19 protein-coding genes are annotated in these 21,003 nt (G+C 46.3%); 17 read left to right on the top strand and 2 right to left on the bottom strand.

What is annotated here, in order from left to right:
- The first annotated feature begins 72 nt into the window (after positions 1 to 72).
- The 12 genes from MADE_RS18255 to MADE_RS18200 all read left to right on the top strand — a co-directional run bounded on the left by MADE_RS18255 (position 73) and on the right by MADE_RS18200 (position 15,064).
- Complete coding sequence (locus MADE_RS18255; RefSeq protein ID WP_041703639.1) at positions 73 to 1,416, top strand: N-acetylmuramoyl-L-alanine amidase; 1,344 nt, start codon at positions 73 to 75, stop codon at positions 1,414 to 1,416.
- Positions 1,417 to 1,516: 100 nt separating this feature from the next.
- A complete protein-coding gene (mutL, locus tag MADE_RS18250) occupies positions 1,517 to 3,343 on the top strand; it encodes a DNA mismatch repair endonuclease MutL (protein WP_023559965.1) in 1,827 nt (608 codons plus the stop codon).
- On the top strand, positions 3,327 to 4,280 hold the full coding sequence (gene miaA / locus MADE_RS18245; RefSeq protein ID WP_023559964.1) for a tRNA (adenosine(37)-N6)-dimethylallyltransferase MiaA: 954 nt from the start codon (positions 3,327 to 3,329) through the stop codon (positions 4,278 to 4,280). Before mutL ends, miaA begins: the two co-directional genes overlap by 17 nt.
- 78 nt (positions 4,281 to 4,358) lie before the next feature.
- Positions 4,359 to 4,607, top strand: coding sequence for an RNA chaperone Hfq (hfq, locus tag MADE_RS18240; protein WP_014951092.1), 249 nt, complete (start codon positions 4,359 to 4,361; stop codon positions 4,605 to 4,607).
- A 17-nt stretch (positions 4,608 to 4,624) separates the two neighbouring features.
- The gene (gene hflX / locus MADE_RS18235) at positions 4,625 to 5,914 is read left to right on the top strand and encodes a ribosome rescue GTPase HflX (RefSeq protein ID WP_015068350.1); all 1,290 of its coding nucleotides are present in this window, start codon (positions 4,625 to 4,627) and stop codon (positions 5,912 to 5,914) included.
- Positions 5,915 to 5,981: 67 nt separating this feature from the next.
- The gene (gene hflK, locus MADE_RS18230; protein WP_020744468.1) at positions 5,982 to 7,133 is read left to right on the top strand and encodes an FtsH protease activity modulator HflK; all 1,152 of its coding nucleotides are present in this window, start codon (positions 5,982 to 5,984) and stop codon (positions 7,131 to 7,133) included.
- A 5-nt stretch (positions 7,134 to 7,138) separates the two neighbouring features.
- On the top strand, positions 7,139 to 8,020 hold the full coding sequence (gene hflC, locus MADE_RS18225; protein ID WP_015068348.1) for a protease modulator HflC: 882 nt from the start codon (positions 7,139 to 7,141) through the stop codon (positions 8,018 to 8,020).
- 295 nt (positions 8,021 to 8,315) lie between these two features.
- Positions 8,316 to 9,917, top strand: coding sequence for an AbgT family transporter (locus MADE_RS18220; protein ID WP_015068347.1), 1,602 nt, complete (start codon positions 8,316 to 8,318; stop codon positions 9,915 to 9,917).
- A gap of 232 nt (positions 9,918 to 10,149) precedes the next feature.
- Positions 10,150 to 11,229, top strand: a complete 1,080-nt coding sequence (gene hemH / locus MADE_RS18215; protein WP_023559963.1) for a ferrochelatase — start codon at positions 10,150 to 10,152, stop codon at positions 11,227 to 11,229.
- 93 nt (positions 11,230 to 11,322) lie between these two features.
- Entirely contained in the window at positions 11,323 to 11,730 is a 408-nt protein-coding gene (locus MADE_RS18210) for a DUF4112 domain-containing protein (RefSeq protein WP_015068345.1), read from the top strand.
- A 233-nt stretch (positions 11,731 to 11,963) separates the two neighbouring features.
- Positions 11,964 to 13,604, top strand: a complete 1,641-nt coding sequence (locus MADE_RS18205) for an acetolactate synthase large subunit (protein ID WP_020744464.1) — start codon at positions 11,964 to 11,966, stop codon at positions 13,602 to 13,604.
- A 32-nt stretch (positions 13,605 to 13,636) separates the two neighbouring features.
- Positions 13,637 to 15,064: an aldehyde dehydrogenase family protein gene (locus MADE_RS18200; protein WP_015068343.1), complete on the top strand. Its 1,428-nt coding sequence runs from the start codon at positions 13,637 to 13,639 to the stop codon at positions 15,062 to 15,064.
- Between the two features lie 102 nt (positions 15,065 to 15,166).
- Here the strand turns inward: MADE_RS18200 and MADE_RS18195 are convergent, their stop codons facing one another.
- On the bottom strand, positions 15,167 to 15,526 hold the full coding sequence (locus tag MADE_RS18195; RefSeq protein WP_015068342.1) for a DUF2237 family protein: 360 nt from the start codon (positions 15,524 to 15,526) through the stop codon (positions 15,167 to 15,169).
- 144 nt (positions 15,527 to 15,670) lie between these two features.
- Here MADE_RS18195 and ubiG point away from each other — a divergent pair, with 144 nt between their 5' ends.
- The 5 genes from ubiG to MADE_RS18170 all read left to right on the top strand — a co-directional run bounded on the left by ubiG (position 15,671) and on the right by MADE_RS18170 (position 20,033).
- Positions 15,671 to 16,423, top strand: a complete 753-nt coding sequence (ubiG, locus tag MADE_RS18190; RefSeq protein WP_023559961.1) for a bifunctional 2-polyprenyl-6-hydroxyphenol methylase/3-demethylubiquinol 3-O-methyltransferase UbiG — start codon at positions 15,671 to 15,673, stop codon at positions 16,421 to 16,423.
- Between the two features lie 248 nt (positions 16,424 to 16,671).
- A complete protein-coding gene (locus tag MADE_RS18185) occupies positions 16,672 to 17,646 on the top strand; it encodes an esterase/lipase family protein (RefSeq protein WP_023559960.1) in 975 nt (324 codons plus the stop codon).
- Positions 17,646 to 18,635, top strand: coding sequence for a lipase secretion chaperone (locus MADE_RS18180; RefSeq protein WP_023559959.1), 990 nt, complete (start codon positions 17,646 to 17,648; stop codon positions 18,633 to 18,635). Before MADE_RS18185 ends, MADE_RS18180 begins: the two co-directional genes overlap by 1 nt.
- A 130-nt stretch (positions 18,636 to 18,765) precedes the next feature.
- Complete coding sequence (locus MADE_RS18175) at positions 18,766 to 19,374, top strand: glutathione S-transferase family protein (protein WP_020744460.1); 609 nt, start codon at positions 18,766 to 18,768, stop codon at positions 19,372 to 19,374.
- Positions 19,374 to 20,033: a glutathione S-transferase family protein gene (locus tag MADE_RS18170; protein WP_020744459.1), complete on the top strand. Its 660-nt coding sequence runs from the start codon at positions 19,374 to 19,376 to the stop codon at positions 20,031 to 20,033. The genes MADE_RS18175 and MADE_RS18170 overlap by 1 nt, the downstream gene beginning before the upstream one ends.
- A gap of 52 nt (positions 20,034 to 20,085) precedes the next feature.
- Here MADE_RS18170 and MADE_RS18165 read toward each other — a convergent pair whose 3' ends face one another.
- Entirely contained in the window at positions 20,086 to 21,003 is a 918-nt protein-coding gene (locus tag MADE_RS18165) for a homocysteine S-methyltransferase family protein (protein ID WP_023559958.1), read from the bottom strand.

Here is a 21,003-nt window from a genome sequence, read left to right as displayed (position 1 = left end):
CAAAAGATAACTAAAAATAACAGTCGCTCCGGGGTTTACGAGGGCGGCAATACAAGAATACAAAGGCTAATTATGGTGCGCAGTATAGTTTCGGTATTATTATTGTGTTTCGTGGTGCAATTCGCACACGGCGCGCAAAATAACATCGACGGAGTAAGAATATGGCCGTCGCCTGACAATACTCGCGTTGTTTTCGATATGAAAGCCGAGCCTGAGTTTAGCTATTTCACGCTTAAAAATCCGCTACGACTGGTTATTGATTTAAAAAACACCAGCAATTCAACCAAACTATCAGGTGTAGCGAATAGCGGCGATCTTATTAAAAAGCTTCGCTATTCAACGCCGAAAAAACCTTCATCTGCAAGGGTAGTGGTAGAGCTAAACCGCAATACAAAACCTTCTATATTCGCTGTCGCGCCTCAGGGAGCACTCGGTCACAGGCTTGTGGTTGATTTACCCGATAAGGGCTCATCGAAAGCACCTACACGTGCGGCGTCAACGGGCACCGTCGTTATGGATGACTCAAGCAGCGCCCGGGATAGGGATATCATTGTTGCTATAGATGCTGGCCATGGCGGTCACGATCCGGGCTCAGTAGGGCCTGCGGGTACATACGAGAAACATATCACCCTTAGCATAGCGAAAAAGCTTGAAAGCATGATAAACAAAGAGCGTGGAATGCGCGCCATCATGACGAGAAGCGGTGATCACTATATTTCTCCTAATCGACGCCCTGAAATAGCGCGAGAGAAAAAAGCGGACCTGCTTATTTCTATTCACGCGGATGCGTTTAGCCAACCTCAACCGCGCGGTGGTTCGGTATGGGTGCTTTCAATGCGCCGTGCTGATACCGAATTAGGGCGATGGCTAGAAAAATCCGAACGCCATTCTGAGTTACTCGGCGGGGCTGCAGAAGTCATAAATGATAAGTCGAGTGAACGTTATCTCACTGAAACCATACTCGGCCTATCAATGGATCACAGTATGGCGACTAGCCACGACTTAGGTAATAAGGTAGTAGAAGAGCTAAAACAAGTGACGAGCCTTCACAAAAGAAAGCCCCAAGCTGCTAGCTTCGCTGTGTTAACGGCTCCAGATATCCCATCAATATTGGTGGAAGTTGGTTTTATTTCTAATCCTCAAGAAGAAAAGAACCTAAATTGGTCAAAACATCGCGAGCGTTTGGCTAATGCAATGTTCAAAGCCACCAAGCGTTACTTCAAGCAAGTTCCGCCTGATGGTACACTATGGGCTCAAGAACGATCGAACAACAGGCGGCATAAAGTAAGAAGCGGAGAGTCGCTTTCTTTATTGGCGCAGCGCTACAACGTAAAGGTAAGTAGCATAAAAGCTGCAAACGATCTTTCAAGTGATGTTGTGCGTGTTGGGCAGGTGTTAAATATCCCTCGAACATAGCCTGGCGCGGGCGTGGTTGAGGGGAAAGCCCCCTTTTGCTTACGCAATTACATTTTAAGTCACCATATATCTATTCAGCCAATATCAATAGGGTAGCCCTTTGCCTATACAGCTTTTATCTCCACAATTAGCCAACCAAATAGCCGCAGGTGAAGTAGTAGAACGCCCCGCATCTGTGGTTAAAGAGCTGTTGGAAAATAGCCTAGACGCTGGCGCAACAAAGATAGAAATAGACATTGAGAAAGGTGGCCACAAGCGAATTCGTATTAAAGATAACGGCTCTGGAATCGAGAAAAATGAACTACAGCTGGCGCTAAGCCGCCACGCAACCAGCAAAATTACGACGCTAGATGATTTGGAGCAAATTTTATCTTTGGGTTTTCGTGGAGAAGCCCTTGCTAGTATTAGTTCGGTAAGCCGGCTAACGCTTACATCGCGTACGCAAGCACAAACAGAAGCGTGGCAAGCGTATTGCGAAGGCCGTGAGATGGCAGTAAATATACAGCCCGCCGCACACCCCGTGGGAACAACGATTGATGTGGCGGACCTTTTTTATAATACACCTGCTAGACGCAAGTTTTTGCGCACTGAAAAAACCGAATTTCAGCACATCGAAGAGGTAATTAAACGTATCGCGTTAAGTTACCCTAGCGTATCTTTTGTGTTGAAACATAACGACAAAGTGGCGAAACGGTTTATCGCTGATAAAGAAGGGAGTCTAACCACGCGAATCGGTGCTGTGGTTGGGCAAAAGTTCATTCAAAACGCGGTGCACATTCATGCTGCTTACGAAGGTCTTCAAATTGATGCGTGGTTAGGTAATGAAGCGATGTTGCGCAGCAGCAATGACTGCCAGTTTAGTTTTGTTAATGGGCGCGGTATGCGGGATAAACTGATCATGCACGCTATACGTCAAGCATACGAGAGCGTATGGGCCGTTATAGAGCAGCCAAGCTTTGTAGTCTACTTAACCGTTGACCCTAAAGATGTCGATGTGAACGTTCATCCCGCAAAACACGAAGTTAGATTCCAGCAAGGGCGGTTAGTACATGACTTCATTTGTAAAACCGTCAGTGATGCGCTTCATGCGATGACAGATGAAGCGTCCCTGACAGGTATGGATAATAAGCGTCACTTAGAAAGTGACTTTATGTCCCATGAAGTTGAACACGACTACATCAGACCGCTTCAAACTCAAGCTGAAAGTAGTACTCGTGCGTTTAATGAGCAAAGCGCGTACCCGTCATCGTATTCACCGTCAGGCAAAACCGCAAGTAGCGGGGTTGGGAGTTCAGGCGTAAGAGCAGGGGGAATAACTCAGCGACAAAGTAGGGGCCCAAGCGCTGCATATCAGTCTAGCTATAATGCTTTGATGACGCCAAATAGCGACAATTTGACCCGTGACGGGAATGAGTCATCAATACTTGAGTGTGTAAATCTCTCCTCACTGTGTAGAATTTACCCAAAAGAAGAAAAAATTTACCTTATTAGTGCGACGAAAGTTGTAAATATCTGGTTAAGCGAACTATTTTTAAAAGCACAGCACAGTCAACCTTTGTTAATGCCAGTGGCTGTTTCCCTCGATAATGTGGAAGAAAAACTGGTTTCGATGCTAAATGAAGCGCATTTTGAAATAAATAAGGTTGCGGGAAAATATCGGTTACAGCAGGTTCCGGCAGGAACTCGACATCTTCCGTGGATTAAATGGTTTGAATCTCTTCTAAATGTGAAGTTCGGTGACACCATTAATAGTCTTGAAAGCGCGCTAAAATTATTGTCTTTACCTGAAGCTTTGATAGACGATGAAGTAACAAAAGCGCTGTGGTACTGGTTGGATCAGCAAAGCGCAGTTAAACAATGGGAAATTATAGAGCAATTTGCTAAAGTGCGCCCCTTGAATTTAGTGCTCGATGTGTGGGGAGAATAAGGTGTCCGATGGCATAAATTCTGCATTGCCTGTGATTGCTATTATGGGCCCCACGGCATCAGGCAAAACGGGCTTAGCGCTAGAGATAGCTGCTCAGGTTGAAAGTGAAGTGATCAGTGTCGACTCTGCCCTTGTGTATAAAGGGATGGACATTGGTACTGCGAAACCTTCAATCGAAGAGCGCGCAGGAGTGGTACATCATTTAATTGACATTATCGACCCTGCTGAAAGTTATTCAGTGTCGCAATTTGTTAACGATACAAATCGTTTAATTGGCGATATATTAGCGCGTGGCAAGGTACCAATTTTGGCTGGAGGTACAATGATGTACTTCAATGCCTTGATAAATGGTATTTCGCCACTACCTAAGTCAGATGAAAAGATACGAGATGAAATAACACAGCAGGCACAACGCTTGGGCTGGTCTAAATTACACGACGAACTGCGTAGTGTAGACCCGGTTAGCGGTGAGAGAATTCACCCTAACGATCCACAGCGTATTACTCGAGCGCTTGAAGTGTATAGAAACACCGGCAAAACGTTGACCTATTGGCAGCAGCAAAAGGGCGAAAAGTGCCCTTACAACATTGCCCAATTTGCCATCGCGCCCGAAGACCGTGCCGTGTTGCACAACCGTATTGCTACCCGCTTCGACATGATGTTGGAGCAAGGGTTCGAGAAAGAAGTCGTAAAACTCTACGAACGCAGTGATCTTCATGAAGATTTACCTTCTATTCGTTCTGTAGGGTATAGGCAAATGTGGCAGTATTTAGATGGCCATTTGAGTTACGCAGAAATGCGGGAAAGAGGCATTATCGCCACAAGACAACTCGCAAAGCGCCAGCTGACTTGGCTAAGGGGCTGGGAGCAGGTTACGTGGTTAGACACATTTGCTAACGATAATTTGACTAAAATTACAGCGAAAGTCACACTTTAAATGTTTGAGTGTGGTATATTTTAGACGTGCAGTGGTAGTGTAATTATTATCACGAATAATAAAAACTAAGGATATCAAATGGCTAAAGGGCAATCTTTACAAGACCCATTCTTAAACGCTTTGCGTAAGGAACGTATACCAGTATCAATTTATCTGGTAAACGGTATCAAACTTCAGGGGCAGGTTGAGTCATTCGACCAGTTCGTTATTCTACTGAAGAACACAGTAAGCCAAATGGTGTATAAGCACGCAATTTCTACTGTTGTTCCAGCACGCGCTATCACAATGCCAAGCGCAGGAGATTCTGAAAATACTAAAGGTGAATAATTTAAAAGGTAACGCGCTTGTTTGACCGTTATGAAGCCGGTGAACAGGCTGTACTTGTTCATGTTAATTTTTCCGACGAGAACAGTAAAGAAGACTTAAGTGAGCTTGAATTGCTTGTGTCTTCGGCAGGGGTGAACGCGGTAGAAGTCATTACTACTTCGCGCAGCGCTCCTCATGCTAAGTTTTTCGTTGGTTCAGGTAAAGCAGAGGAAATAGCAGCGGCAGTTAACGCACACGATGCCAACGTTGTTATTTTCAACCACGCGCTGTCTCCCTCCCAGGAGCGTAACTTAGAAGCCGTGTGTAAATGCAGGGTGTTAGACAGAACGGGGCTTATACTCGATATTTTCGCTCAAAGAGCGCGAACGCACGAGGGTAAGCTTCAGGTTGAACTAGCCCAGTTGAGACATATCTCAACGCGTCTTATCCGAGGCTGGACTCACCTTGAGCGTCAAAAAGGTGGTATAGGTCTACGCGGACCGGGTGAGACACAGCTAGAGACCGACCGACGATTACTTCGTGGTCGTATAAAAGCCATTCTTCGTCGTTTGGAAAAAGTGCAGAAACAGCGAGAGCAAGGTCGTCGCTCTCGTAAACGCGCTGAAATTCCAACGGTATCCTTAGTTGGCTATACGAATGCGGGTAAATCGACGCTGTTTAACACCATTACCGACTCTCACGTTTACGCTGCCGACCAGCTGTTCGCAACGCTAGATCCCACGTTACGTAAAATCGAGTTAAAAGACGTTGGCCCTGCTATTTTGGCCGACACGGTAGGGTTTATCCGACACCTTCCTCACGATTTAGTCGCGGCTTTTAAAGCAACGCTGCAAGAGACTCAAGAAGCTGACTTACTGCTCCATGTCGTTGATATCGCTGATGCGAAGTATCGAGAAACCATGGACGAAGTAAACGACGTACTTGAAGAAATTGAAGCTGGGGATATTCAACAATTACTAATCTGTAATAAGATTGATAAACTAGAAGACGTTAAACCTCGTATAGAAAGAAATGACGAAGGGGTGCCCGTTCGCGTGTGGTTGTCTGCACAGACGGGGGAAGGGACAGAGTTGTTAAGCCAAGCTTTAACCGAGTGTTTGAGTAAAAGTATGGTGAATTACACATTAAAGATTCCCCCAGCTCAAAGTCGATTGCGCGGCGTATTATACGAACTAAACTGTATTTCTAGCGAAGAATACGACAGTCAAGGTGACTGGGTAGTCGATGTAAGAATGCCCGCTGCCGACTGGAACAGGCTTGAAAAACGTCTGGAAAACGGAATATCAGAGTATGTTGTGCGACATTAAGCAGTGCTAATCACTGTATTGAGCATGCGACATTTAAAAATATAACAGTAATCTATGGAGTATCAGCATGGCTTGGAATGAGCCGGGTGGCAATAATAACGACCCGTGGAAGAATCGCGGCGGGAAAGAGCAAGGTCCCCCAGATTTAGACGATGTGTTTAAAAACTTATTTGGTAAGTTTGGAAAGTCAGGTGGTAACGGTGGTGGCTCGGGCAAAAGCCTAGGCGGCATCGGTGCTGGTATTCTAGTAGGCTTGCTTGTAGTGATATGGTTTATCAGCGGCTTTTACACTATTCGTGAAGCAGAGCGTGGTGTTGTACTGCGCTTTGGCGAGTACTACCAACAGGTAGAACCCGGCCTTCGTTGGGCGCCGACCTTCGTTGATACAGTTATCCCTGTTGACGTGCAGTCAATCCGCGACCAATCATCTTCTGGTTCAATGCTAACAGAAGACGAAAACGTAGTAAGTGTTCAAATGGAAATGCAATTTCGCGTTGTTGACCCATACCGTTGGACCTTTGCCGTTGAGAGCCCAGAACAAAGCCTAAGCCAATCGTTAGACAGTGCAATCCGCTATGTAGTCGGTCACTCGAAGATGGATGACGTACTAACAGACGGTCGTGAAGTGACTCGTCAGCGAGTATGGGAAGAGCTTCAGGGGATTATCGAGCCTTATAACATGGGCGTTTCTATTATTGATATGAACTTCCGTGACGCACGTCCTCCTGAGCAGGTAAAAGATGCGTTTGATGACGCCATTGCCGCACAGGAAGATGAGCAACGCTTTATTCGTGAAGCAGAAGCTTACGCAAGAGAAATCGAGCCTCGCGCACGTGGTCAGGTCAATCGCATGAACGAAGAAGCGCAAGCATATAAAGAGCAGGTAACGTTAGAGGCGCAAGGTGAAGTAGCCCGCTTTAACGAGTTACTTCCACAGTATGAGCGCGCGCCGCAAGTTACCCGTGAGCGTATCTATCTTGAAACGATGGAAGAAGTGTTAAGCAGCACCAGCAAAATCATGGTGGACAGCAAAGGCGGCAATAACATGATGTATCTACCGTTAGATAAAATCATGGAGCGTCAGCAGTCTACAACGAAAGCGCGTTCTCGTAACACGCTAGAAGGTTTGCAAGCGCCGGTGACTGATGCAGAAGGCAGAAGCCGCAACTCATCGCCGACCTCAGGCTTACGCGGCGATAGCTACAGAGAGGGGAGATAAGCACAGTGAAGAATTTATTAATTGCAGCATTCGTTCTTCTTGTTTTACTCGCATCAGGCTCTCTGTTCGCGGTTAAAGAAGGCGAGCGAGCTATTGTTATTCAGTTTGGTAAAGTTCAAAGAGATGACGACACTGGCGACACTAAGGTGTTTGAACCAGGTCTTCACTTTAAATTGCCATTTATTGATTCGGTACGTGTACTCGATGCGCGTATTCAAACACTAGACGGCTCACCTGACCGCTTTGTAACAAGTGAGAAAAAAGACCTTATCGTAGACTCTTATGTTAAGTGGCGCATTGATGACTTTGCCCGTTACTACCTATCAACGGGTGGTAACAAGCTGCAGGCTGAAGCGCTACTTAAACAAAAAGTAAACAACGGTCTACGTTCAGAGTTCGGTACCCGTACTATTGCACAAATCGTTTCTGGTGAGCGTTCAGCACTAATGAACCAAGCAATGGAACAGGCGTCTACATCGTCTGACGAGCTTGGTATTGAAATTGTAGACGTACGCGTTAAGCAGATTAACTTACCTACTGAGGTGAGCAACTCGATCTTCCAGCGTATGCGCGCAGAGCGTGCCGCCGTAGCTCGTGAGCACCGCTCAGAAGGTCAAGAGCAAGCTGAAGTGATCAAGGCAAACATTGATGCGAAAGTAACCGTAATGCTTGCCGACGCCGAACGAAATGCGCGACAGCTACGCGGTGAAGGTGATGCAATTGCAGCACAGATTTATGCTGATGCATATTCTCAAAACGCCGATTTTTATAGCTTCCTACGCAGTATGGACGCATACAAAAAGAGCTTTAACAGCAAGCAAGACGTTATGGTTATTGCGCCTGATAGTGACTTCTTTAAGTACATGAATCAGTCTAAAGGTAACTAACCGAACGCCGGTTTGATGTAACAAAAGCCAGTCTTTTTAGACTGGCTTTTTTGTGCGCTAAAGAAAGCTAAACGTATGAATCTTCACGCTTATTTTCGCTATTTTTGCGGCTCGAATAGGAAAATGTACAGCAAGTTAACCTCTCATTTACCCTATCCACTGCCAAATTTTCACTAAATCGGGTAAAATACCGCCTGAATACTATTAAAACACGTCACTATTTAAGTACAAAGTTGATGCCTTCCCAGCGTTAGCTTTGATGTAGTAGACGTCAATAAACGACAGAGGGAAGATTTTGACAACGGAAAATACAAATTCAGTGTCTGCCGATAATAAGGGCGGACAAGGTGGGTTATTCTCGCGATTTCTCGCTACGGTAGAATGGTTAGGAAACCTTCTCCCCCATCCAGTTACCTTATTTGCCCTGCTTTCGCTCTTCATTGTGGTGCTAAGTGGGATACTTGGATACTTTGACTTAGCGGTGGCTGACCCTCGTCCTGTTGGCGCGAAGGGAAGAGAAGAAGACGGTATGATTGAGGTTATATCGCTGATGAGCGCCGAAGGGCTACAGCGTATTGTAACTGGCTTAGTCACTAACTTTACCGGCTTTGCCCCTTTAGGTACGGTACTCGTTGCCCTTCTAGGGGTATCGGTAGCAGAACACTCAGGGTTGCTCTCCGCTGCCATGCGTGCCCTTGTGATGAACGCCTCAAAGCGTGCAGTAACCTTCGCAGTGGTATTTGCAGGTATTATTTCTAATACGGCTTCCGAGCTTGGCTATGTAGTGCTTATACCTCTTGCGGCCATGATCTTCCACTCTTTAGGGCGTCACCCTCTTGCAGGGCTCGCGGCAGCATTCGCAGGGGTATCGGCAGGGTATAGTGCAAACTTATTATTAGGTACGGTAGACCCGCTGTTATCCGGTATTACCGAAGCAGCGGCGCACATGATTGACCCTGATTACATGGTTGGCCCAGAAGTAAATTGGTACTTCATGTTTATCAGTACTTTTGTGGTTGCGACCATGGGGGCTTTGGTGACGGAAAAAGTAGTCGAGCCCCGACTTGGCACGTTCGACCCCGCTGAAGCCTCAATAGATTTAGGCAAGCAATCGATGGATGCACCTACAGATCTTGAGAAAAAAGGGTTACGTTGGGCAGGCATATCGTTTGTTATTGTTTGTGCAATATTGGCGTTAACGGTTGTGCCCGAAAATGGAATTCTGCGTCATCCAGAAACAGGTGAAGTGGCCGGTTCCCCCTTTCTTAAAGGGATAGTGGCTTTCATCTTCATCACTTTTGCTATTCCTGGGTTTGTATACGGTAAAGTGACCAAGTCGATGAAAAACGACAAAGACGTCATCGATGCCATGTCAAAAAGTATGGGGGCAATGGGCCTCTATATTACTCTGGTATTTTTCGCAGCCCAGTTTGTTGCGTTTTTTAAGTGGACGAACCTTGGCACCGTACTAGCGGTTAAAGGGGCCGCCTTGCTGCAGGCAGCAGGATTAGATGGCCCAGCAGTGTTTATTCTGTTTATTCTTATGTGTGGCGTAGTGAACTTGTCATTAGGCAGTGCCTCAGCCCAGTGGGCGGTAACGGCACCCATCTTTGTACCCATGCTTATGCTAATTGGCTATGCGCCAGAAGTTATTCAGGCGGCTTACCGAATAGGTGACTCGGTGACGAACGTTATCGCACCTATGATGAGTTATTTCGGCCTTATACTCGCTATGGCTGCAAGATATAAGAAAGACTTGGGTATGGGGACGTTAATCGCAATGATGTTGCCTTACTCCATGGTATTCATCGTAGGTTGGACAATCTTGTTCTATATTTGGGTGTTCCTACTTGGTATGCCTGTTGGGCCTGGTGCAGCAACCTACTACCAACCCTAAAGGGAGGTTAGGCTGACGGTTAAAGGTTATAAAGTAACCTTTGTACGTTAACACCCGATATAGACGCGACTTATCTGAAGCGGTAGCTGTTCTTTAAAACTGAACAGCTACCGCTTTTTAATGGTTAAAAGCTATTGATGCAATCGCACTTTTTTGGCGTCATTTGCGATCATAAACTAAGGTAATTCAGTATAATACGTATATAGCGCAGTACTTCTCGGATTATGAATAGATGAAATACAAATCGAACAAAGGCTTTAGTCACGGACAAGCGGATAAAATCGGTGTCTTGGTCACAAATTTAGGCACGCCACAAGCGCCAACTAAGCAAGCGCTCCGCCCCTATTTAAAAGAGTTTCTTTCTGACCCTCGGGTTGTCGAAGTGCCTAAAGCCATTTGGTGGTTTGTGCTAAACGGTATTATTTTAAATTTCCGTCCTAAACGCTCTGCTGAAGCTTATTCAACGGTGTGGACCGAAGAAGGTTCACCGCTTTTGGCAATCACCAAAGCACAAGCGGCCGCTATTGGACAACGTTGTAAGGCTGAGTATGGCGATGATGTAATTGTAGATTTTGCCATGCGCTACGGTAACCCTGCCATCGGTAAGACTATTGAAGATATGTTAGCCAAGGGCGTTCGCAAGCTTGTTGTATTGCCGCTTTACCCGCAGTACAGCGCGTCAACAACAGGTTCAACGTTCGATGCCATTGCAAAAGACTTTACCTCTAGACGCTGGTTGCCAGAACTACGCTTTGTCAATCACTATCACGACCGTGATAATTTTATTACTGCGTTAGCGAATAAGGTTAAAGCGCACTGGGAAGCCCATGGCAAAGCGGACAAATTAATATTGTCTTACCACGGTATTCCCAAGCGCTACCTTATGAATGGCGACCCTTACCACTGTGAGTGCCATAAAACGTCCCGTTTATTAGCCGAGAAGTTAGGTTTATCACACGATGAATATATGACCACGTTTCAATCTCGATTTGGTCGAGAGGAGTGGTTAACACCGTATACTGACGAAACATTGAAATCGCTACCCGGCAAAGGGGTGAAGTCGATTCAAGTGATGTGTCCGGGCTTTTCCGCAGATTGCCTTGAAACTATCGAGGAAATCGGTGAAGAGAATCGCGAGTATTTCATGGAAGCCGGAGGTGAGCGATACGAATACATCGCGGCGCTTAACAGTGATAAAGAACACATCGATGTGCTTTTTGACATTGTGCAAGAGAACTTGCACGGCTGGACAGTCGAATCAGACAATGGTTTACGCGCAGGCTTAGCGAGAGCATTAGGCGCTGAAAAATAGTTCGCTTACCCTGCTTTCTGTTGCTTAAGGCGGACACAAAGCAAGGTAAATTTAGCCCAGGCATGGGCCTGAAAACCGAAGGGAGATTAAGACGTGGACGTAAAAGCACCGAAGGCACTACTTAAAGCGCAAAAGCTTGCTAACTTATTGGATACGGCCGTTAAACTCCCTTTTATTCCCATCAGAATAGGCCTCGATTCCATCGTAGGTCTTATTCCCGGGGCAGGTGATGCCCTTATGTTATTTGTCTCTTTGCGAATTGTTTGGCTTGGTAAATCGTTAGGCATGCCAAAGGCCCTTGTCGCGCAAATGGTAAAAAATTCGGCCCTCGACTTTGGCTTAGGCTTTATCCCTTTCATAGGGGATATCGTTGACGTGTTTTACAAAGCGAATCAGAAAAACGTGCGTATTATGGAACGCTGGTGGATAAGCGAAAATAAAGCCAATGTTGATGCGGCCACGAAAGCCAAACTCGCCCAATGGGAAGAGGAAAACCGTTAACCCGGTTTTCGACCTACCTTGTGTAGCGAGTATTACCGCCTTTGGCTTACGTTGAACAACTTACCCTATCAAATCGACGGTCATGAAGCCTCATTACTGCGATACTGGTTGGCATTGTCCTAGACCACCTGTAACTTAGAAATGTCATAAAAAATACCAATCGTTTTTTATGCTGAAGTCGTAACAACCTATCACATACATTGAAATACCTCTTTACAAGGAGCGTGCAGTACATGAAAGCGTCCGACTTATTTGTCAAAGCATTAGAAGCTGAAGGTGTTGAATACGTCTTTGGTATCCCCGGCGAAGAAAACCTCGACTTACTAGAGTCTTTGCGTGCGTCCTCAATTAAATTGGTACTCACCCGTCATGAGCAGGGGGCCGGGTTTATGGCTGCCACTTACGGCAGGCTAACCGGAAAAGTTGGCGTGTGTTTATCGACCCTAGGTCCCGGCGCAACAAACTTAGTCACGCCCGCGGCTTACGCCCAACTTGGCGCTATGCCAATGCTCATGATCACAGGCCAAAAACCGATCAAAACAAGTAAGCAAGGTCGCTTCCAAGTGATTGACATTGTTGACATGATGCGACCCATAACCAAGTTTACTAATCAAATTGTAAGTGGCGACAGAATTCCTTCCACGGTTCGTGAAGCCTTTAGGTTAGCCCACGAAGAACGCCCCGGCGCCGTTCATATTGAATTACCTGAGGACATTGCTGCCGAGGAAACTAGCGAGCAAATTTTATCGCCCAGCATGACGCGCAGACCAATTGCGGAGTACAAAGCAATTGCTGCAGCTATTTCCATGATTGAAGAAGCACAGTCGCCACTACTGCTAATAGGCGCAGGGGCCAATCGCAAACTCACTGCGAAGATGCTCAGAGAGTTTGTTGATAAAACCTGCATTCCGTTTGTGACTACGCAGATGGGTAAGGGCGTGCTCAATGAAAGCGATCCTCGCTTTGCAGGGAATACGGCCCTTTCTGACGGCGACTTTGTGCATCGCGCCATTGAAAGAGCGGACCTTATTATCAATGTGGGCCATGATGTAGTAGAGAAGCCGCCATTTTTCATGCATCACAACGATAAGAAGGTGATACACGTCAACTTTGATTCGGCCGCTGTCGACCCTGTTTACTTTCCACAGTTAGAGGTCGTTGGCGATATTGCCAATAGCATTTGGCAGATTAAAGAAGGCATTACGCCTCAGGACGATTGGAAATTAGACTTCTACAAAGATGTACACCAAGCCTATGTTGAGCACCGCGCCGAAGCAGAAGACGACAACCGCTTTCCCATTTTACCTGAAAGACTGGTTCGCGATATTCGTAAAGTGATGCCTGATAATGGTATTGTTACCCTCGATAACGGTATCTACAAAATATGGTTTGCTAGGAATTACCCTGCGTACCACCCCAATACGTTGCTTCTAGATAATGCTTTAGCGTCAATGGGGGCGGGCTTACCCTCTGCCATTGCAGCAAAATTAGTCAAACCCGATGCCCCAGTGTTAGCCGTATGCGGTGACGGTGGGTTTATGATGAATAGCCAAGAAATCGAAACCGCTGTGCGACTAAAGCTGGACCTAGTGGTGATCATCTTACGTGACGACGCGTACGGAATGATTAAGTGGAAGCAAGCTAACATGCAGTTTGATGAGTTTGGTTTGGACTACGGCAACCCCAACTTCGTTAAGTATGCGCAAAGTTACGGTGCGCAGGGGTGGCGAGTAGATGACACGGATGTGCTTATTCATCTGGTTGATAAGTGTTTGAACACAAAAGGTGTGCATATTATCGATTGCCCGGTTGATTACAGCATGAATGACAAAACACTCAATCACACAATCAAAGAGCTTAGCGCCAAGCTTTAAGCAACAGTATTGAAACGGTAAGGAGTCAAAAGATGTTGAAGGAAAGCTATCCCTATTATTTAGCCAGTGAGCCTGAGTACGCGAACACCGATTTAGAGGTAACAAACAAATATACCGGCGAGGTAGCCACTAAAGTCGCCATGGCCGATGCTGACACTATTGATAAAGCGATTGCTGCTGCGCAGCAGGCGCAACCTGCCATGGCCGCCCTGGCCCCTTATGAGAGACAAGCGGTGTTAGAGCACTGTGTTAAGCGCTTTACCGAACGCGCTGATGAGCTTGCGAAAGCCCTTTGCATTGAAGCGGGTAAACCCATTAAAGACGCGAAAGGCGAAGTTACCCGTCTTATTGATACTTTCAAAATAGCAGCAGAAGAGTCGGTTCGCATAAATGGTGAAACGGTCAACTTAGAAATATCTGCTCGCGCCAAGGGTTATCAAGGTATGACGAAAAAAGTGCCTATCGGCCCATGTTCGTTTATATCGCCATTTAACTTTCCGCTTAATTTAGCCGCCCACAAGGTTGCACCGGCTATAGCCGCCGGCTGTACCTTTGTACTTAAACCGGCTTCGCGTACACCTATTGGTGCGCTTATCATTGGTGAAGTACTGGCCGAAACCGACCTACCGAAAGGTGCATTTTCCATTTTACCGTGTAGCCGCGACGGAGCAGATTTATTCACTACAGATGAACGCCTGAAGCTGCTCAGCTTTACTGGGTCTCCAGATGTAGGCTGGGCGCTTAAAGCTAAAGCGGGTAAGAAGCCGGTAGTATTAGAGCTGGGCGGAAACGCTGCGTGTGTGGTTGATGAAGACGCCGATATCGAAGACGCTATTGAGCGCGTGATTGTAGGGGCTTATTACCAGTCAGGGCAAAGCTGTATTAGTGTTCAGCGACTGCTCGTTCACCGCAACATTTATGACGAGTTTAAAACGCGCTACGTTGAGAAAGTGAAAGGTTTAGTGTCGGGTGACCCGTCGAATGAAGATACCTTCATTGGCCCTATGATTTCTGAAGGGGAAGCTGAGCGGCTTCACAGCTGGATTGAAGAAGCGAAAGACAAAGGGGCGGCAGTTCTTTGTGGCGGTACGCGAAATGGCGCTATGCTAGACGCTACCGTGATGGAAAATGTCCCGAAAGATTGCGATGCCAGCGCCGAAGAGGCTTTTGGCCCCTTGTCTATTCTAGTACCTTTTGATGACTTCGATGAAGCACTGAAAGAAGTGAATAACAGTCGTTATGGTCTGCAGGCAGGGGTTTTCACCCGCGATATCTACAAAGCACACCAAGCGTGGAATGAGCTTGAAGTAGGCGGCGTTGTTATTGGCGATGTACCAAGCTGGCGCGTAGATAACATGCCTTATGGCGGTGTTAAAGATTCAGGGCTTGGTCGCGAAGGTATTCGCTATGCTATAGAAGATATGTCAGAAACCCGTCTCATGGTGATCCGCACGCCTTAATAATTAAGCGACCATGATAATTAAGTGACCATAATCATTAAACGACCATAATCATTAAATGAAGAGTGGCGCGCTAAATCTGGCGCGCCATACGCGGCATCCTTATTCGGCGGCAAAGTCTTCTAGCAGGGCCAGAGGAATGATATCGAGCGCTTTCTCGTGGGTGGCTTCTAACCGTACTTTGGGCGCAACGCCGGCCTCGTAAGCTTGCAGCCAGCGCGCCGCACACAAACACCATCTATCGCCGTCTAACAATCCTGGGAACGACATACTAGGCCAAGGCGTGATAAGGTCATTTCCTTGGCGCAGTGAAAACTGTAGAAACTCATCGGTAACAACAGCGCACACGCTATGATTCCCTACATCTGCGTCAGGTACGTAACAAAAACCCTCTCGGGTATAACCCGTATTGCCACAACACAATTGTAGTGGACGGCCATAAACATTTTTTGCATTCGCCAAAATCAAAACCCTCTTTAACTACGTATAATTATGCATAAAAGCAACGTCATATACGCGCTAGTACTCACTGCTTTACCTTATTGCCCTGGGTACTTAGGGTCAACAGGTATGTGTATATGTCATTACGGTTAAAGGTAAAAAATCGTGCTCGATAAAAGCAAAAAAACAGGTAATAGTAATTTTTCCGAAGAAGAAATTACGCGCTTTGATGCCCTTGCAGACTCTTGGTGGGACCCAAGCGGGAAATACAAAACGGCGCTAGAATTTAATCGAGCAAGATTGACTGTAATTAAAACCCAAATAGAGAACCACTTTGGTAAAGGCAATCTTCCTCCAGACTATTCTGCGTTATCCATCATTGATATCGGCAGTGGCGGTGGTCTCATCAGTGAACCTTTGGCCGCGTTAGGGGCAAAGGTGACGGGTATTGATGCCAGTTCAGTAAGTGTTGAAGTTGCGAAACGTCATGCGCTAAAAAGTGGCGTAGACGTCGAGTATAAACATATGCTGTCAAGTGAAGCGGTAATGACTGGCCAGCAATATGACGTTGTGATCAACGCCGAGGTGGTAGAGCATGTACCTGACCAGCGTCAGTTAATTAATGAGTGTGCAAGCCTAGTTAAACCGGGTGGTTTACTCATCCTAGCAACGCTTAACAGAACAATTAAAAGTTATGTAATTGCAATAGTGGGCGCTGAATATGTGATGCGCTATTTGCCTGTGGGCACTCACGACTGGCGTAAATTTGTAAAACCCCAAGAGTTACAAGCGTGGGTGGGTGACAGGTTTGCGCTAAAACACCAAACGGGTATGCGCCTCAATCCCTTTAAAGGTGAATGGTTAACAACGCCAAGCCTGTCGGTCAATTTTATCCAAGCGTATTCTAAGCATGAATAATAGGTTATTAGTTCTATTTATTCCCTCTATTGCCTTAAGAAATAGTATAGAAAGTCATAGCTAGAAACGAATCTAGCTTTTTGAATTTGCTAAGTATTATTAACCGAAAAAGGACAAGCGGCTTACCCAGCTATCCTCACCGAATATTAAAATTGCAATACGATGGTTGATCTTTACACTGTGTTAACATAATAATAACAATGGTCTGACCACAGACCATTCCTAAACATAATTATGGAGCACACACCATGCAACGCAATAACTATAATCACGCAAGACAGACACTTGCTGTTACCTTGGTCAGCGTCATTGCACTGTTTACTCTTGCCACGGGCTATTCGGGGCAAGCACAAGCGAATACATACGCTAAAACAAAACATCCGATTGTCCTTGTTCATGGCCTTTTCGGTTTCGAAGATGTCCTGTTTGTTGACTACTTTTACAAAGTGCCTCACAAGCTCAGTCGAAACGGTGCAATGGTTTACATCGCTGAAGTTTCACCGGCAAATTCTACAGAAGTACGTGGGGAGCAGCTTCTAGAATATATCGATGAAGTATTAGCGCTCTCCGGTGCTGAAAAAGTCAATTTGATAGGCCATAGTCACGGCGGTCCTACTGCGCGCTATGCAGCGAGTGTTGCGCCGAATAAAGTGGCCTCTGTAAGCTCGGTAGCGGGTGTAAATTGGGGAAGTAAGGTCGCTGACCAGCTTAGAGACGCTTTTGCAGAAGATTCCGTGGGCGAAGGCGCCGTAGGGGTCGTTGTTGACGCGTTTGCCAACATTATAGAAATTGCTTCAGGCTCAGACCCAAGAGACAAGCCAACCGATTCAATTGCTGCGTTAAACTCTTTGTCTACATCAGGTTCAGTGGCGTTTAACCAAAAGTATCCAGAAGGCATGCCGACAGCGTATTGTCGCAACGACGGTAAGATGTTGGCAGACAATGGTGTGTATTATTTCTCGTGGAGTGGCGGTAGAACTTATACTAATGCTCTCGACGTCGTTGACCCTTTTCTAGCTATTACCGGCACAGCGTTTAAGGAGCCAAACGACGGCTTAGTATCAACCTGTAGTTCGCATTTAGGAAAGGTGCTTAAAGACAATTATAAAATGAATCATCTAGATGAGGTGAATCAGAGCTTTGGCATCACCCATTGGTTTGAAACCAACCCTGTAGATGTGTTTGTTCGTCAGGCAAATAGACTAAAAGCGTTAGGGCTGTAGTGAAGCTTTTACGTAAGCGTTATATAGTGGCTATAGGAGGGCTTAGTGCTCTCCTTGTCACGTTAAGCTATACCTTTTATTTTGACGGTTCGCCAGAAGTAAGGGGCAATCAAATAAACCGCGCGGTCAAAGAAAGTTCGCTTGCCAAAAGTACTTTTGACAGTGAGCAACCAGCTATCCAAACTGAAGCAAAGCAGCAAACTAGCACTCGTCGACCCCCCGTTTCGCAAGACGATGTAGGGCTTATTGCTTTTGAACTAAGCTATACAACCAAAGATCTTTTTGACCGCTTCATATTCCAAAGAACCAGTGATGTACCTGACGTTATTAAGCGTGCCTATGTATCGCACGCTAAGGTGTCTTTTACGGTATCGTCGCGGCAGGTGGCCACTGATTTGTTTTCTCGCTATGTCGATTATAAAGTGGCGTTGTCGTCAACAGAATTAGACATTGATCTAGCCACGCACAGCCTGCGAGATATTTCATATAAATTAGATGAGCGGGAAGACCTTCGGCGCGCATATTTTTCAGAAAACGAATATCACTATTTATTTAGCCGAGATGCGAAAGTAGACGAAGCGGCCCTTGCCCGACTTGCTCTAGCGCAGGAAAGTCATTTATCCAAAGAGGTGCGCAAGGGGCTGATTGTCGAGTCGATTAAAGCAGGCAATAGCGAAGAAAGGACAGTGTTTCAGCCTACGCTTAATATGCATCGCATTAACGAGATAAAGCGGGCGCATGGGAGTTTAAACGACCGCTATAATGCAGTAGCAGCGGAATTTGGCCCTGAGGTAGCAGAGCGATTAACGCAGACGTGGAAGCAGCAGGCTGAATGGAAAAGTCGTGTGGCAGAATTTGAGCGCTACCGAGACACGTTAAAGCAGCAGTCGCTGACGGCGCAGGCGTTTGAAGAAGCATTAGCCGACTATCAAAGCCAAAAGTTTAGTGTAAACGAGATAAAACGCTTGAAAGTACTGACGTCGCTTTAGAGGTATAACCATAAAGGTGCTGAATAGTTTTACTGAGATACAGAGTGATTTGAAACCAAGTAGTTCAGTTACTACTCTAAGCTTTGCTGTTACACCCTATAACGCGTGAATAAGCCTCGAGACAAAAACTATGAAAATTTACGAAACGAAAACCGCGCCGAATCCCCGTCGAGTACGCATGTTTTTAGCCGAAAAGGGCATTGATGTTGATTACGTTCAGGTCGATATCCAAAAAGGCGAAAACCTAAGTGCTGAAATGCGAGCTAAAAACCCTTTAGGGAAAATACCTATTTTAGAGCTTGATGACGGTACCTGTATTGCCGAAACGGATGCGATTTGTACCTATTTTGAAGCACTCCAACCAGAACCACCACTAATGGGGACGACGCCAGTAGAAAAGGCAACCATCTCTATGTGGCAGCGACAAGTAGAGTTGGCGTTTATGATGCAAGTTGGCATGTGCTTTCAGCATACAACGGGCTATTTTAAAGATCGCATGACCCCAGTACCAGAGTTTGGTAAAGAGGCGGGTATTAATGCGTCGAAATATCTCAATATTCTCGAGCGCCGACTTGGCGTTAAAGAGTTTATAGCGGGCGATAGGTTCTCTATAGCCGACATTACCGCCTTGTGTGCTATGGATTTTGCGCGAGTGGTTAAAATTCGTATGAAGGACGAGCACGTAAACTTAACGCGCTGGTACGAGGCGGTAAGCAGCAGAGCGAGTGCAAACGCCTAATGATAGATTTATACACAGCAGCGACACCGAATGGGTGGAAAGCCTCGGTGGCTTTAGAAGAAATGGGCCTCAAATACACCGCACATGGCGTCAACTTAATGAAAGGGGAGCAGAAAACCCCTGAGTTTTTAGCCATGAACCCCAACGGTCGCATTCCTGTCATTGTTGATAGAGAAGAGGATGGGCATGTAGTCTTCGAATCGGGCGCTATCATGATATATCTGGCAGAAAAGACGGGCATGTTTTTACCGCGTGACGCCAAGCGCAAGAGTCAAGTTATTCAATGGCTCATGTTTCAAATGGGCGGTATTGGCCCCATGATGGGCCAGGCGAATGTCTTTCATCGCTACTTGGAAGAGAAGATACCCGTTGCTATCGCCCGATATCAAAACGAAGTGCGGCGTTTATTTACGGTGCTCGATGGCCATCTTGAAAACAAAGCATACTTAGTCGATGACTACAGCATTGCTGATATGGCTAACTGGTGCTGGGTGCGCACGTACGAGTGGTCTGGTGTTAGCATCGAAGGGCTAGACAATCTTATTCGCTGGAAGAACAGTATTGAAGCGAGGCCTGCAGCACGCAGAGGTGTGGAAGTGCCGAACAAAATCGATAAAGAAGCGTTGATAAAAGGGGCGAAAAACGTTGTTACGAAATAGCGTTTACATCATGATGTTCCGCCCCTTTAAGCGGTGCTGATGCCGATAGCAATTAGTTCGTTTGCGTTTCAAGAAACTCGCTAATTGCTTTGATATGCTCTGGCCCAATACCACAGCAGCCCCCAACGGTGCTCGCGCCTGCCGCTATCCAAGATTTAACGTAATCAAGATAGCGCGCGGGGGTAACGTCATCACGTAGTTCAGATAAAAGTGCGTTAGCTTGGTGGCTACGTTTTCTCTCTGAAAAGCTATTCGCATAGGCGCCAATAGCAATGTTGGGGTTTAATTTGCGTGTAATGGTAATCGCACTTTCCATTTCTTCTGGCTGTGAGCAGTTGAAAAGTACACGTTCAACATCGCGCAGCACGGGCACTATTTTTTCTAAAGGCTCGCCAGAGCGAAGGGTAACAGGCTCATCTGTTGACGCTCTATTGTGCAGAGAAAACGACAGCCAGATGGGGCGGGAAGAAAGCGTTTTAATCAGTGAAACTACGGCTTCGGCCTCTTCAATTGAACTAGCAGTTTCAATTAACCATACGTCGATATAAGGCGCTTGGGCTTCGATAAGAGGCATCAGAATCTCACTTACCCTGCTCGCGTCAAATAGATCTGGGCGGTAAGAGCCAAAAGCGGGGGGAATACAGCCCGCCACCGATAAATTACCTTCTTGTTTATCTTGCTGGGCGTTAACGGCATCTCTTGCTAGCTTAGCTGCTGTTTCGGCAAGCTTGAATGCTTGCTCATTAAAGGTTTGCTCACCAATGTGAAACGGCACCAATGCGTAGGTATTGGTCGTAATAACGGTGGCACCTGCATTCAAAAAGTGGGTATGGACGTCACTGACTAACTCAGGGCTTTGCATTAACGCCAGTGCAGACCATTCTGGTTGTCTAAAAGGCGCGCCAATTTTTTTAAGTTCCCGGCCCATTCCACCGTCTAAAATTTGAATTGCTTTATCACCTGCCGTCAT

The sequence above is a fragment of the Alteromonas mediterranea DE genome, from assembly GCF_000020585.3.
Classification (GTDB): domain Bacteria; phylum Pseudomonadota; class Gammaproteobacteria; order Enterobacterales; family Alteromonadaceae; genus Alteromonas; species Alteromonas mediterranea.
This window is presented reverse-complemented; position numbering and strand designations above follow the sequence as displayed.

Coding starts and splice junctions, on each gene's coding strand:
- MADE_RS18255 (WP_041703639.1), top strand. CDS start 73: ATGGTGCGCAGTATAGTTTCGGTATTATTATTGTGTTTCGTGGTGCAA.
- miaA (WP_023559964.1), top strand. CDS start 3,327: ATGTGTGGGGAGAATAAGGTGTCCGATGGCATAAATTCTGCATTGCCT.
- hfq (WP_014951092.1), top strand. CDS start 4,359: ATGGCTAAAGGGCAATCTTTACAAGACCCATTCTTAAACGCTTTGCGT.
- hflK (WP_020744468.1), top strand. CDS start 5,982: ATGGCTTGGAATGAGCCGGGTGGCAATAATAACGACCCGTGGAAGAAT.
- hemH (WP_023559963.1), top strand. CDS start 10,150: ATGAAATACAAATCGAACAAAGGCTTTAGTCACGGACAAGCGGATAAA.
- MADE_RS18205 (WP_020744464.1), top strand. CDS start 11,964: ATGAAAGCGTCCGACTTATTTGTCAAAGCATTAGAAGCTGAAGGTGTT.
- MADE_RS18200 (WP_015068343.1), top strand. CDS start 13,637: ATGTTGAAGGAAAGCTATCCCTATTATTTAGCCAGTGAGCCTGAGTAC.
- MADE_RS18185 (WP_023559960.1), top strand. CDS start 16,672: ATGCAACGCAATAACTATAATCACGCAAGACAGACACTTGCTGTTACC.
- MADE_RS18175 (WP_020744460.1), top strand. CDS start 18,766: ATGAAAATTTACGAAACGAAAACCGCGCCGAATCCCCGTCGAGTACGC.
- MADE_RS18170 (WP_020744459.1), top strand. CDS start 19,374: ATGATAGATTTATACACAGCAGCGACACCGAATGGGTGGAAAGCCTCG.
- MADE_RS18165 (WP_023559958.1), bottom strand. CDS start 21,003: ATGACGGCAGGTGATAAAGCAATTCAAATTTTAGACGGTGGAATGGGC.